Origin of the sequence: Nodosilinea sp. P-1105 (genome assembly GCF_012911975.1) — a bacterium.
GTDB lineage: Bacteria > Cyanobacteriota > Cyanobacteriia > Phormidesmidales > Phormidesmidaceae > Nodosilinea.
Genome location: NZ_SMDQ01000102.1, coordinates 1 through 12,234 on the forward strand (window position 1 = coordinate 1; position 12,234 = coordinate 12,234).

The 12,234-nt window shown below is 54.1% G+C and carries 13 protein-coding genes and 2 pseudogenes; 11 read left to right on the forward strand and 4 right to left on the reverse strand.

Going from position 1 to position 12,234, the window contains the following annotated elements; translation table 11 throughout:
• Positions 1–87: 87 nt before the first annotated feature.
• The 4 genes from E1H13_RS28375 to E1H13_RS25055 all read left to right on the forward strand — a co-directional run bounded on the left by E1H13_RS28375 (position 88) and on the right by E1H13_RS25055 (position 3,491).
• Positions 88–267 carry a DUF6883 domain-containing protein gene (locus E1H13_RS28375; protein ID WP_347404221.1) on the forward strand — a complete coding sequence of 60 codons (180 nt, stop codon included), beginning with the start codon at positions 88–90 and terminating at the stop codon, positions 265–267.
• The gene (locus E1H13_RS25045) at positions 264–521 is read left to right on the forward strand and encodes a DUF4926 domain-containing protein (protein ID WP_169617698.1); all 258 of its coding nucleotides are present in this window, start codon (positions 264–266) and stop codon (positions 519–521) included. Before E1H13_RS28375 ends, E1H13_RS25045 begins: the two co-directional genes overlap by 4 nt.
• Before the next feature lie 260 nt (positions 522–781).
• A complete protein-coding gene (locus E1H13_RS25050; protein WP_169617699.1) occupies positions 782–2,761 on the forward strand; it encodes a GUN4 domain-containing protein in 1,980 nt (659 codons plus the stop codon).
• Between the two features lie 16 nt (positions 2,762–2,777).
• Entirely contained in the window at positions 2,778–3,491 is a 714-nt protein-coding gene (locus E1H13_RS25055) for a TrkA family potassium uptake protein (RefSeq protein ID WP_169617700.1), read from the forward strand.
• On the opposite strand, the gene E1H13_RS25060 is transcribed toward E1H13_RS25055, so the two are convergent.
• A complete protein-coding gene (locus tag E1H13_RS25060) occupies positions 3,457–5,067 on the reverse strand; it encodes a sodium:proton antiporter (RefSeq protein ID WP_169617701.1) in 1,611 nt (536 codons plus the stop codon). The genes E1H13_RS25055 and E1H13_RS25060 overlap by 35 nt on opposite strands.
• A gap of 321 nt (positions 5,068–5,388) precedes the next feature.
• On the opposite strand from E1H13_RS25060, the gene E1H13_RS25065 reads away from it, so the two are divergent.
• From E1H13_RS25065 to E1H13_RS28380, 7 genes and pseudogenes are all read left to right on the forward strand, one after another.
• Positions 5,389–5,862 (forward strand): hypothetical protein, encoded by a 474-nt coding sequence (locus tag E1H13_RS25065; RefSeq protein ID WP_169617702.1) that lies wholly within the window; start codon positions 5,389–5,391, stop codon positions 5,860–5,862.
• 516 nt (positions 5,863–6,378) lie between these two features.
• Positions 6,379–7,368, forward strand: coding sequence for a Tat pathway signal protein (locus E1H13_RS25070; protein ID WP_169617703.1), 990 nt, complete (start codon positions 6,379–6,381; stop codon positions 7,366–7,368).
• 152 nt (positions 7,369–7,520) lie between these two features.
• Positions 7,521–8,258 carry a helix-turn-helix transcriptional regulator gene (locus tag E1H13_RS25075; RefSeq protein WP_169617704.1) on the forward strand — a complete coding sequence of 246 codons (738 nt, stop codon included), beginning with the start codon at positions 7,521–7,523 and terminating at the stop codon, positions 8,256–8,258.
• Between the two features lie 84 nt (positions 8,259–8,342).
• Positions 8,343–9,254: a DUF5996 family protein gene (locus tag E1H13_RS25080; RefSeq protein WP_169617705.1), complete on the forward strand. Its 912-nt coding sequence runs from the start codon at positions 8,343–8,345 to the stop codon at positions 9,252–9,254.
• A 348-nt stretch (positions 9,255–9,602) separates the two neighbouring features.
• Complete coding sequence (locus tag E1H13_RS25085; RefSeq protein WP_169617706.1) at positions 9,603–9,938, forward strand: DUF433 domain-containing protein; 336 nt, start codon at positions 9,603–9,605, stop codon at positions 9,936–9,938.
• Positions 9,935–10,222: pseudogene (locus E1H13_RS28165) on the forward strand (DUF5615 family PIN-like protein); the annotation flags it as partial. The gene E1H13_RS25085 and the pseudogene E1H13_RS28165, both read left to right, overlap by 4 nt.
• Before the next feature lie 72 nt (positions 10,223–10,294).
• On the forward strand, positions 10,295–10,531 hold the full coding sequence (locus E1H13_RS28380; protein WP_169617709.1) for a hypothetical protein: 237 nt from the start codon (positions 10,295–10,297) through the stop codon (positions 10,529–10,531).
• A 289-nt stretch (positions 10,532–10,820) separates the two neighbouring features.
• Here the strand turns inward: E1H13_RS28380 and E1H13_RS25100 are convergent, their stop codons facing one another.
• From E1H13_RS25100 to E1H13_RS28170, 3 genes and pseudogenes are all read right to left on the reverse strand, one after another.
• Positions 10,821–11,435 carry a transglutaminase family protein gene (locus E1H13_RS25100; protein WP_169617707.1) on the reverse strand — a complete coding sequence of 205 codons (615 nt, stop codon included), beginning with the start codon at positions 11,433–11,435 and terminating at the stop codon, positions 10,821–10,823.
• Positions 11,432–11,926: a GNAT family N-acetyltransferase gene (locus E1H13_RS25105; RefSeq protein ID WP_169617708.1), complete on the reverse strand. Its 495-nt coding sequence runs from the start codon at positions 11,924–11,926 to the stop codon at positions 11,432–11,434. Before E1H13_RS25105 ends, E1H13_RS25100 begins: the two co-directional genes overlap by 4 nt.
• A gap of 45 nt (positions 11,927–11,971) precedes the next feature.
• Positions 11,972–12,088, reverse strand: a pseudogene (locus E1H13_RS28170) (GNAT family N-acetyltransferase); the annotation flags it as partial.
• Between the last annotated feature and the right edge of the window lie 146 nt (positions 12,089–12,234).

Below are 12,234 nucleotides of genomic sequence, written 5' to 3' on the forward strand. Positions count from 1 at the left end.
TCAACTTCCCGGTGAGTATTTACACTCGGCTGGGGCCAGAATCTGAGGAACCTCCTTAGAAATGAGCGAACCGGGAGTAAACAAGCTATCCTTAACCTAATTCAGACCTATGATGCTGTTTCAGATCGTCAAGATAAATACGGAACCTATTATCGGGTTGAAGGCCCAATCTCTGGCCCCAAAGGTGACCTACTTGTTGTTACAGTGTGGATAGAACGTGCCAAGGACAACATTATCCAGTTCGTCACGCTCAAACCAAAGCGATGAAAGATCCTGAAATTTCACTGTATAGCCGCGTTTCCCTGAATCGGGACTTCCCGGAGTACAACCTCCGGCAGGGCGACATTGCCACCTTTATTGATACCGTCCCGGCCCCAGACGATAGCGAAGAGGGTTGCATCTTGGAAGTGTTTAACGCCCTAGGCGAATCGGTGGATGTGGTAACGGTACCCAAATCAGCTATTGCGCCGTTGCGCCCAGACGAAATTCTGACCGTGCGATCGCACCTGGAGGTAAAGTAGTTTCAGTTCTGGAAACAACCCCGACAAAGGACTTGCCAGCCAGTAACGTAAGAGTTAGCTAAAGCGTCAGGAATGCGTCTTGCTGTCGTTGAAGTAACCGTAGTCTGAGCTTCCATCGTTCCAGGGCAATGGCCGTCTCGGCCAGTCTTCGACTATCGCCTCAGGTCAAGGAAGACAGACTCCCTTATCCTCGGTTTTGGCTGGGTTGCTCGTATCAGGTCACGGCATCCTTCGCCCAGGCCCTCTTTGCCCCTAATCCTATGAAACGTTTCTGGCAATTCCCGGCTGTAGTCGGCATAGTTTTGCTGGGTACGGCCCTGGCTTATCCTTGGACCATGGGCACCGCCCAGGCCCAGATAGACCCCACGCGGCCCCAGAGCAATCAGGCCCAGGGCCAGGCGGTGGATGTGGAGGCACTGCGATCGCACCTGGTCGCCCAAGACTGGCAGGCTGCCGATGCCGAAACCCGTCGCATCCTTGACCCTTGGATTCACCCCGGTGGCGATATTTTGGGGCCGGGTCTGGCCACCAACATTCCCCCAGAGGTGTTGCAAACCCTCGACCAGTTCTGGGTGGAGGCCAGCGGCGGGCGGTTTGGCTTTAGCGTGCAGCAGCGCATTTGGGCCGAAGTGCGCGCCCAGCATCCGTTGGATTCAGCCACAGCCGCGCAGGCTTTTGGCGATCGCGTCGGCTGGACCCGTCCCCCCGGCCTGGGAGACCCCACCTTCATCGCCGGGGAATGGCTGACCGAGATGGAAATTACCCATTCCCTGGAGGCTCCGGTGGGCCATCTGCCCTGGGCTGGGGTGAGCTGGGTGCAGATTTCTCGCCTTTTCCAGGTGGAGAGCTGCGGCAGTTGTACCATCGACGCCATGTACGTGCAGGGGGAGCGGTTCAATCGCTACATTCCCACCCTCTATGCCTGGGTGGATACGGCCCTGGCTCTGATGGTGCCCGATGCGGGTTCCTGGCAGCGGCCCCAGTTGGCCTACACCATCGATCTCAAGTCCCTCTACCCTGATGCCCAATGCCCCATTACCCTGGTGTCTTCGGCCATTAGCCCCAATGGGGCGGTGGTGGCCATCGGTAGCCACAGCTATGTTGCGGGCTGCCCCTCAGTGGGGGAAAGTACTCTGGCCCTCTGGAATGCTCAGCGCGGCAACCGCATTATTACCCTGCACCGGGGGCCAGCCCTGGCGGCTTCGGCCCAGGGCCACCCACTCCAGGAATCCCCTGGCCAGGGAAACCGGATTGTGGGGGATGTAGCCAATGCGGTGGCTTTTACCCCCGACAGTCAGTGGGTGGCAGCGGGCCTGTCCTACGGGGTGGTGCGCCTGTGGTCGGCCACCACGGGCGAGCAAGTGCGGATTTTTGAGGGACATCGCTACGCCGTGCGGGCGATCGCCATCAGCCCTACGGGCCAAACCCTGGCCAGCGCCAGCGCCGACCACACCGTCAAACTCTGGGATCTGCAAACCGGACGACTGTTGCAGACCATCCCCCTCCCCGCCGCCCACGGCATCGTCCACACCCTGCGCTTTAGCCCCAACGGGCAGCGTCTGGCCACCGCCACCGACCAAAACACCCTTCAGCTCTGGGAGGTGCCCACCGGACGGCTGATCCGCACCCTGGTGGAGCGGGCGGGCAACGCTGTGCCGCTGCTGCCGGTGGCCTTTAGCCCCGACGGCCAAACCCTGGCCACGGGCGATGCCGACAACAGCCTCAAGTTCTGGAACGCCATCACGGGCGCTCGTCAGCTCACCCTGACGGTACACGACCCCCTGCGCCACCTGGCCTACAGTCCCAACGGCGAGTGGCTGGCCACCAGTGACGGCTTCACGGCCCGTCTGTGGAACCTGGCTACCCAGCGAACGGTGCATTTCATCCCCCTCAACCAGACCGCCGACCATCAGATTCAGCCCAGTAACCCCGGCCTGGTAGCCTTTAGCCCCGACGGCCAAAACCTGGCCACCAGCACCCTGCTGTTGCCGCTGACCGAAAGCGAGCCGATTCCCCGTCAGGGCATCACCCTCTGGTCGGTGGCGACGGGGCTACCGCTGTCGCAGCTCCATGAGGTAGGCCCCTTTCAGTTCAGCCCCCGGGGCGACTTTTTGATCACCTTGGGACAACAGGTGGAGGTCTGGCAACCCTACGGCACCCTGGAAGGGTCATCCACCAGGGACGGTCATTTCCTATCGAGACAGCTATTATTTAAAAACCTTAGGGAGCAAATGTATTGACATCGCAGCAAAATATATGTACGTACTAATTGGTGGCGCGGGCTTGATTGGCCGAACTTTAGCCCAACGGTTGGTTAAATTAGGGCACACAGTTGCCATCATCGATATTGACCCAATAGCCTGTGCCTACGCCAGAGAACGTCTGGGGGTGATGGCCTTTGAAGGCAGTGCTGTCAGTACTGATACCCTGTCCGAAGCTGGGATTCACAAAGCTGATATTGTCTGTGCGGCACTGCGTTATGACGCTTTAAATCTGGCTATTGTTTCTTTAGCCCGACATTATAAAGTTCCTCATATTATTTCCCGTTTACGCCATCGAGATTTTGAACATCCCTTACGCCATGCTGGGGCTCATCGCATTATCAGTACCGTGAATCTGGCGGTTTCAACCATGGTGAATGCCGCTGAGTATCCCCAGGTTGAGTCCATTATGCATTTTGAAGAAGGGCAAATTGAGGTCCTTAAGCTGTCCATTAGTGAAGATTGTACCTTTGCCAAGCATAGACTAGCCGATATCGCTAAGGATCCTCGTTTCCCACCTAGTTCACTAATTATTGGCTATCAAGCTTATCCCCATAAGAACTTAGTCATTCCCAATGGAGATACAGTTTTGGAGCCTAATTCTAAAGTTCTGGTTGTAACGAAGCCAGAAACATTGCATGAAATCATTGACTTGTTACAACCCAATGTGGACCTCAATATTCTAGTTTCATCAACTGATCATCAATAGCTCGGATGCGATCTGCAACGATGTCAGCTGATATAATCCGTTTACGCACAGCATCGTTCAGGGCATTGCGTTCTACCATTAAAAGCTGTCGCTTGATACCATTAAATTTAGAGACTTTACCCTTGCTGGTTTTCTTCGCGGTAACTTCACGGCTGTTAAGTTGTCGTAGTTGGGTTTCAGCTTCTGCAATGCCAACCTGGTAGTCAGCGCGCATTTCTTCATACATCGACTTAGATAAAATGCCAGAATTATGCATGTTTAATAGTTCTGCCTGGGCAGCTTTGGCTGAAATTAATTTGGACTGGGCGAGTTCGATCTGTTGTCGAGTCTTTGAAACAGGGGTAATATTCACTTTTTTTATCAGCCATGATAAGCTAAGCCCTTGAATTACCAAAGATATCAAAACCGCCCCATAGACCAATGTAATTAAATTGGTCCGCCCCAGAACAGTGATTGGAATACTTAGGGCCATCACCATTGATAGTGAGCCTTTAATATTGCCTAAAAATAAAACATGGGCCCATCGGATGGGAATGGGTAAGTCGATACGGCCAGAGAGAGCCAGGAGTGGGTAAACAGATAGAACTCGGCCAATTTGGTAGGCTAGTATGGCCAGAAAAACAGCTGGAAGAATATTCCACATTTCTAGTAAGTCTACTTCTAGGCCAATTAGCAAGAAGATGAATGTGTTTACGCAGAAATCAGCATATTCCCAAAAGTTGATCAACGTGATTTTGCTAGAGGCAGACAGTGACTGAGATAAGCCTCGATTGCCTATCGTTAAACCAGCGATGACGACGACGACGACACCTGATACTTGCAGGGCTTGTCCGGCTTGAAAGGAACCAAAGGCAACGGCTACCGTTAGCAATATTCCACTTAGGGAATCATCGGATAGAGCCACAAGCAAACTATTGCATAGATAGCCAATGGCCAGCCCCAGCAAACCTCCTCCGACGATCACGATGAACAGTTGTTGTAGGCCCCCTGCGAGGGTAAAAAAACCGGTCGTGTAAGCCTCAATGATGAGGCTAAATAGAACCAGGGATGCTCCATCGTTGAAAAGGCTTTCCCCTTCTACGATGGTGGCAAGCCGATCAGGAACTTTGATTTCTTTAAAGACAGCAATGACAGAGATCGTATCTGTGTTTCCCAGGATAGCCCCAAGCAATAGGGCTGGGATCCAATCCATATTGAGGGCAAATTTTAGGATTAGTGCGGTGATGCCAGACGCCATAAATAGGCCAGGGCCAGCCAACAAGCTAATCGGCGTTAGGGTGCTGCGAAGACGACTGAGATCGGTGTTGATAGACGCCTGAAAGACTAAAATGGGCAGTAGTAAATTTAGGATTAAATTAGGATCCAAACGGACAGGCTGAGGCAAAAACTCGGTGATGGCCAGCCCTGCTAAGACCAGCCCGGTTACATAGGGAATTCGGTAGCGACGGGATATTAGGGCAACGCCTGTTGCCACCAGGAGCAAGATTGTGAGGATATTAGCGATCTCGGCAACACTAGCATCCGCCAGGAGCTGTTGTTCGGTTTCTGAGGCTAGTAGGGGCGTTGGTTCGAACATGGAAGGGATACCCAAAAGCCAATGATGATAGTGATTTGTTGTCAATAACATGAGGGATGAAATATCAACTACTCCTTGGTATAGCAACGTGATTGCTTCAGGGATTTTGCCACTCTATCGATGATTAATCCTCTGTTGCAATCCCTGCCATTACGGCAGGGTGCCTTGATTTTGTTACCACTTCTGTAACCAGGCCCTGGCCAGACGACAGAGGTCGCTAGGCTAGCGTCATGACTATCTCTTCTCTATAAAACCTTAGCCGCCGCTGATATGGCTTAACCGATGATTAGCTTCTTCTCGAAATCTCTACTGGCTTCAGTGATGGGCAGCTGTTTGCTGGTCAGTTGCAGTACCACGGCCCCCCCTACGGCTACGCCCACCGGCGAGGTGACTCGCCCCGCCTTCGACACGTTTACTGCCCCCAATGTGCAGCTGCCGGTGACAACCGCAGCGGGCACTTGCCCCGATACCGTTGACCTATGGGTCATGAGTCAGGGCTTTGAGGGTGGCGCAGACCATACTGTGGTGGTGGATTTTCCGGCGATCGCCACCGGTCCCACCGAGATTCTTTCCTCAGAGGACCGGCGCATCATCTACGTCGCCCCCCTGCAGGAAGAGTTTGCCAGTTGCTCGGGCACCGCTGAATCAGAGTTCCTGGCCATGTATTCCGTTCACCTGGGCAACGGCAAAGTTCACTTCGAGCTCAATCTGAGCGATGACGGCGGTGCCCGCACCATCCGCTACGCCGACCTATCAGTGACTCGCCCCTACATCTATTGGCGAGCCGAGAGCTAGATGGCCCAAGCCCAGTAACCCCCAGGGGCCACAGGATAGGACATTTCCAGAAACCCGGTTTCTTGCCTGGTTGATTTATATCAATTCTCTAAGTGACGTTCTCCCAACGTCCTCACCCCAAACCCCAAGGATTTGTAGTCACATCTGGCCGATTTGATAGTACTTGGCCAATAACAAAGGAGAAACCGGGTTTCCCATGGACTTAGCGAATGGGCTCAGGGGATAAGTTTTGAGTCGTTTTGAATTAGGTCTAGGGCGATCGCCCTAGAATTTAGGATCATAAGTCATTCTACTCAAGGCGATCGCTTCAGCCTGCCTTCAGGAGGGGACCATGACCCAACGGCTGACTTCAACCAAACCCGTTTCCCTGCCAGCTCTGTGGAACGCTCCCCACCCAGATTCGAGCCGGGTGGTTCTTCGGCACCGGCCGCTTTGAGCCTGAAGGCGAATTTTTTCGCTGTACCCTCGACCGAGTCCGCTACCGCTGATTGGCCTTTCCCTCTCAGAGGCATTCCTATGGAAAACACTAACCTCCTGACTGACCTGGTGCGCTACGGCACCCTGGCCGCCTCCAGCCACAACACCCAGTGCTGGCGGTTCCGGATGACGGAAACGACCATCACCATTCTGCCCGATTTTTCCCGCCGCTGCCCCGTGGTTGATCCTGACGACCACCACCTCTATGTGTCTCTGGGCTGCGCCGCAGAAAACATACTGCAGGCGGCTAAGGCCCATGGTCTGACTGGGCAGGTGCGGTTTGATCAGTCGGGGGCGGAGACGGGGGCTGTCCACCTGAGCTTTGCCCCTGGCGCACCAGAGACCACCCCCCTGTTTGATGCCATTCCCCACCGCCAGTGCAGCCGCACAGAGTACAACGGTCACCCCCTGGCCCCAGAGGAGTTAGAACAGTTGGCGGCGGCGGGCACCGGAGACGGAGTGCGGGTGGTGCTGCTGACCAACCCAGCGAAGTTGGCCGTGGTGGAGCAGTTTGTGGTGCGGGGTAACACGGCCCAGCTGCGCAACCCCGCCTTTGTGAAAGAACTGACGGCATGGATTCGCTTTAACCAAGCCGAGGCAGAACGCCAGGGGGATGGGCTTTACAGTGCCGCCTCAGGCAATCCATCGTTGCCCCGCTGGCTGGGACGTTTGATTTTACCCCTGGTGCTGCGACCCAAACCAGAGAATGAAAAGTGTGTCCGTCAACTGCGTAGCTCGGCGGGGGTGGCGGTGTTTGTGTCGGCACCCAGCGACCCGGCCCATTGGGTGGAGGTGGGCCGCTGCTACGAGCGCTTTGCCCTACAAGCCACAGCCCTGGGCATTCGCAATGCCTTTTTGAACCAGCCGGTGGAAGAAGCCGCCCTGCGGCCCGAATTTGCCCAGGCCCTGGGACTGACTGCGGAACGCCCCGATCTGGTGGTGCGGTTTGGCCGAGGACCTCAAATGCCGCGATCGCCCCGACGGCCTGTCGAAGCAGTACTGGTCACGAGTGATTATCCAGATAAATAAGCTATTTCCGGACGTAATCAATGATTTGACGCATCACAAACTATAAACCAACAGTTGTTGACAACTATAAACTATAAGTTTATAGTTGGTTTAGTGTTGATTTTAAGTTTCCCAGGCATCTACTACCAATGAGGGTTAGACGGGTTCAAGAAATGGTTTTGCCAAATCTTCCGAAGCAGTTACGCTCTGCCCGGAAAGGAGCTGATATGAGTCTGCTGGAAATATGCAGGCAATTAGACATTACGCCTACCTATTGGTACAAGCTCGAAAAGGGAGAAACCGGCACCATTAGTTACGATCTACTGCAAAAAATTGATGAGCTTTTGCATCTAAGGTTAGAGCTGACGTTTGACAACAGTATTTTTGATTTTTCATTTAAGGAGTCTAAGAACATGGATTTGTCTCGTCTGAACTGGATTAAAGTAGTCACTCCCGGTAAGGATTGGCCTCATTATTGGGCATTATCACCTAAAGAAATCAGTGAATCAAACGAGCCAATTATTCAGAGTAATGGCCTTACAATCCTACCGCTGGGGTTTAAGAGTGGTGGAGCCGACGTGCTGAAATCGGGAGATTTAATGCTACTCACTCAACATGCGAGAATCACTCATGTTGTTGAAGTCCTTGATGAACAGCCTTACGAGAAGGGTGGATGGTCTCACCGCTATGTCAAGATTAATTGGTGGCAACCTAATTTAGCTGATTGGCATGAGCTTCCTCGCAGGGAAGATGTTCTAGGCTTCGATATTTCTATCCAAAAGGGAATTCCCTATGAGTTCAGGTCTTTCGAGACTTTTCGCAAGAGGTGGGATAGCCAGGGAGGACTGGATGGCTTTCGAGAGCATTTAACTAAGCAGCTTGAACTGGTTGGCGCAGTTATACAAAAATAGACGGAGATCGCCCCCAGATCCACCAGCGTCCTGGTGCATTAGCATGGCAATCATCCAGGGCAAGACATTATTTGGAGAACCGCTATGGCGCATCACTGGCCGCCGCTCAAGCTCGACGATTGGCAAGACACCTGCACCACCCTGCACCTGTGGACGCAGGTTGTGGGCAAAATTCGCCTGGTGCAGACGCCATGGATCAACCACTCCTGGCATGTGCCCCTATACCTGACGGCCCGAGGGCTCACAACAGGCACCATTCCCCACGATGACCAGATTTTTCAGATCGACTTCGACTTTTTTGACCACCAGTTGCGCATTGTCACCAGTGCGGGGCAGGAACGCACGGTGGCCCTGCAACCTCGTACCGTGGCCGACTTTTACCAGGCCGTGATGGCGGCCCTGGAGGAACTGGAAATCCCCGTACGCATCCACACCACACCAAATGAAATCCCAGACGCGATCCCCTTCGAGCAGGATGATACCCACGGGGCCTACGATGCTGAGGCCGCCCAGCGGTTTTGGCGGGTGCTGTTGCAGAGCGATCGCGTCTTTCGGGAGTTTCGCTCCCACTTTTGTGGCAAGGTCAGCCCGGTACATTTTTTCTGGGGCAGTTTTGACCTGGCGGTGACCCGGTTTTCGGGGCGATCTGCACCGCCGCACCCAGGAGGCATCCCCAACATGCCGGACGATGTGGCCCAGGAGGCCTACTGCCAGGAGGTCAGCAGTGCTGGGTTTTGGCCCGGCACTGGCCTGGGTTATCCAGCATTTTATGCCTACGCCTACCCAACGCCAGAGGGGTTTAAAGATGCGATCGTACAGCCAGAAGCGGCGTTTTTCCATGAGGGGTTGGGGGAGTTTGTTTTGCCCTACGATGCCGTGCGCGAGGCAACTGACCCTGACCAGGCGTTGCTGGATTTTCTGCACAGTACCTATGAGGCCGCTGCTAAACTGGCGGAGTGGGATATGGCTGGGCTGAGGCAGACCTGGTTTAAGTGATAGCGGTTTGTGAGGCGGAGGGAGAAGATGGGGCGATCGCGGCTAGGGCTGAGAGGCTGGTTATACTGATTTTTTCTACCTAATTGCCCATATAGGGCAATTAGGCTGATCTATTTCTGCCTAATTACCCCTACAGAGGTATTAGGCTGCCAGTTTTCCACCTAACCTCCCGCATAGGCGTATTAGGCAGAATTTTTCTCTCTACTTACGAGTTATGCCGACAAACACTTGCGGAAAGGAGGCCATGAGGTTTCTTGGAGTATGAGTGATTTAGTAGATTAAAAATTTATCAGGAATATGCATCAAATACTAAGATTGAATTCACTAAAGTCCTAATCGTTTAAAGTGATGATCCTTGCAATAAAAGCTGAACCTGCGCCTTTGACTGTAAACACTGATGGAGTAGTGCGAGTCAGTGGAACGCGAGTAACTTTAGATACTCTGGTTGCTGTATTCAAACAAGGGGCAACTGCTGAAGAGATCGTGTATCGTTACTCATCCTTAAGGCTAGGTGACGTTTATGCGTCGATCGCTTTCTATCTCAACCACCAGGAGGATGTAGAGACATATCTCCAGCAGAGACAGCAGCAAGGTCAAGAAATTCGCCAAATGAATGAGGCTCGATTTGATCCCCAAGGTTTGCGAGATCGTTTACTCGCCCGCAGAGTTGAACAGCAAGCATGATCAAACTGCTAGCCGATGAAAATTTAGACAATACAATCATTCGAGGCTTACTGCGCCGCAATCCAGATATCGATATTGTTCGTGTTCAGGATATTAATCTATCAGGAGAAGATGATCCGATTGTGCTTGAATGGGCCGCTCATCAAGGACGTATTTTGCTTACTCATGACGTGGCTACCATTACTCGCTATGCCTATGAAAGATTAGCCAAAAATCTCGCTATGCCAGGAGTCATTGAGATCCATGCAGATGCAGCAATCGGGAGAGTAATAGAAGATCTTTTAACGAGAAACTTCATCAAGTGTCTAACTAATATATTTTTTGTTTCAGTCATCTACCTTTTTGAAGGAGTTCTAATGAGTGACGAAATTATTACCCAGGTCATTGAAGAGATGAATGATTTGCCTGATGACTTGCAGCAGCAAGTCTTGCAGTTCATTGAAACCCTACGGCAACAGCATCTTCAAGATTCTGGCAATGCCTGGGATGTCCTCGAGTCTCTCACTGGCACCGTTGAAGCCCCATCCGATTGGTCAATCGAGCATGACCATTACCTCTACGGCACCCCCAAACGCCAGGAAGCCGAATCATGAGTTCCGATCGTCTGTTCCTCGGCACCTCAAGCTGCGCCATACATCGCTCATCCGGCACCGGGGCCGCCGCCATCAGCCGCAGCGGAATCTCCTCTGCCCATACGGGCAGCGTGTAATCCTCCGGCGCATCGACGGGTGGGTCAGTGCGCATCTTGGCGGAGGCTTCGACGATCGCCAGGGCCAGCACCAGGGTATCGGCTAGCTCCTGGGGGCTCTGGGGGAGGTGCTTGACTTAGGTTCGGGGGTGGGGGAGTGGGTCATGGGGTGGATGGGTGGATGGGTGGATGGGTTAGAGGGTGGCGGGGAGGTGGGCGATGAGGGATTGGGCGGTGGGGTGGGTTTTTAGGGCGGCGATGATTTTGGGGTGGGGTTGGGGGTAGATGGTGGGATAATCGGCCTCGCCAAGGTGGGGACGGATGGGGAAGGCGAGTTGTTCGCGAGGGTCAAAGACCGGCTCCAGGGAGCCAACGCAGTGAAACTCGGCCTGTACGCCGGGTTTATTGCCTCGGGCATCTAGCCGCACCCAGCGGTCTAGCTCGGCCAGGTAGACGGCGTTGAGACCATGAAGGGTGAATCGGTCGGGCTGGGCGTCGTCGAACAGTAGACGCTGGTAGCAAAAGCCGGTGGGAATGCCGCAACGGCGCAGCAGTGCCGCCAGCAGGTGAGCCTTGGCAAAGCAGAAGCCGTGGCCCTGGTGCAGGACTTCGGAGGCGGTGCAGGTGACGCGAGACTCGCCGATGTCGTAGGTGTGGGCGATGTCATCCCTCACCCACTCGTACACCACCCTGATCTGCTCTGGAGCAGAGGAAATGCCCTGGGTCAGGGATTTCGCCAAGGGCAAAATGCTCGGGTGTTGCCAATCGATCACCGCCGAGGAGGCGAGGTAGTCTGCTTCTGCCTTCATCCTTCTGCCTTTTTCCTTAGATCTAGTTCCATCAGATTGCTGTCGCCGAAGCCCAGGCGCTGGTAGAGCGGGCGGGCCTTGGGGGCGGCGTTTAGTACCGCTTTAGTGCAGCCGATGCCCTGCAAATGCTCCACCACCAGCTGGGTCAGCCGGGTGGCGATGCCCCGATGGCGGTACTCCGGCTCCACGTAGACACCCCAGATGTAGCCGTACTGGCGGTGGGCGAGATCGATAATCCACGGATACAGCCCGGCGAAGCGCTGCCCTCCGGCGGAACCGACAATGGCCCCAGCCACCTCGGCCACGTAGGCCTGGTAGTGCAGGTGCTGGCGAGCATGGGCGATGAACTCGGTGCAGAGGGTGGGCCACTGGGGCAAAATCACCGCATCGTCTATGCCCAGATCGCGCCACATGCGGTAAAAGTGCTCGGCAATCACTCCGTCCTCCTGGGGAGTGGCGGCTCGGATGTTCACTGAGGCAGGTAGTTCCATAGGATCTCCTAATCAATCAACCATTACGGCCCCATCACCACAGCCTCAGAGTTGCTTGAAGTATCGAGCAACCGGCCAGAGCCTAAACCCTAACTTTTCATAGGTGTGTCGAGCCGGAGCGTGACCAGGATCATCGCCAGTTTCTACCATAACCATGGTTAGGTAGTGCATTAATGCACGGGACGAAGGAAAATCAGACTACGCCACCACGATAACCAGGGAGACAAGTTTATGGCTATTGAGATGACCTGTCCGACCTGTGGGTCTCACGATATCTCCAAGAACGGCACCAGCCATCGGGGGAAGCA

What these genes read in the sequence shown, in the direction of transcription:
- E1H13_RS25045 (WP_169617698.1), top strand. Translation starts at nt 264, where the DNA reads ATGAAAGATCCTGAAATTTCACTGTATAGCCGCGTTTCCCTGAATCGG.
- E1H13_RS25050 (WP_169617699.1), top strand. Translation starts at nt 782, where the DNA reads ATGAAACGTTTCTGGCAATTCCCGGCTGTAGTCGGCATAGTTTTGCTG.
- E1H13_RS25055 (WP_169617700.1), top strand. Translation starts at nt 2,778, where the DNA reads ATGTACGTACTAATTGGTGGCGCGGGCTTGATTGGCCGAACTTTAGCC.
- E1H13_RS25060 (WP_169617701.1), bottom strand. Translation starts at nt 5,067, where the DNA reads ATGTTCGAACCAACGCCCCTACTAGCCTCAGAAACCGAACAACAGCTC.
- E1H13_RS25065 (WP_169617702.1), top strand. Translation starts at nt 5,389, where the DNA reads ATGGGCAGCTGTTTGCTGGTCAGTTGCAGTACCACGGCCCCCCCTACG.
- E1H13_RS25070 (WP_169617703.1), top strand. Translation starts at nt 6,379, where the DNA reads ATGGAAAACACTAACCTCCTGACTGACCTGGTGCGCTACGGCACCCTG.
- E1H13_RS25075 (WP_169617704.1), top strand. Translation starts at nt 7,521, where the DNA reads ATGGTTTTGCCAAATCTTCCGAAGCAGTTACGCTCTGCCCGGAAAGGA.
- E1H13_RS25080 (WP_169617705.1), top strand. Translation starts at nt 8,343, where the DNA reads ATGGCGCATCACTGGCCGCCGCTCAAGCTCGACGATTGGCAAGACACC.
- E1H13_RS25085 (WP_169617706.1), top strand. Translation starts at nt 9,603, where the DNA reads ATGATCCTTGCAATAAAAGCTGAACCTGCGCCTTTGACTGTAAACACT.
- E1H13_RS28380 (WP_169617709.1), top strand. Translation starts at nt 10,295, where the DNA reads ATGAGTGACGAAATTATTACCCAGGTCATTGAAGAGATGAATGATTTG.
- E1H13_RS25100 (WP_169617707.1), bottom strand. Translation starts at nt 11,435, where the DNA reads ATGAAGGCAGAAGCAGACTACCTCGCCTCCTCGGCGGTGATCGATTGG.
- E1H13_RS25105 (WP_169617708.1), bottom strand. Translation starts at nt 11,926, where the DNA reads ATGGAACTACCTGCCTCAGTGAACATCCGAGCCGCCACTCCCCAGGAG.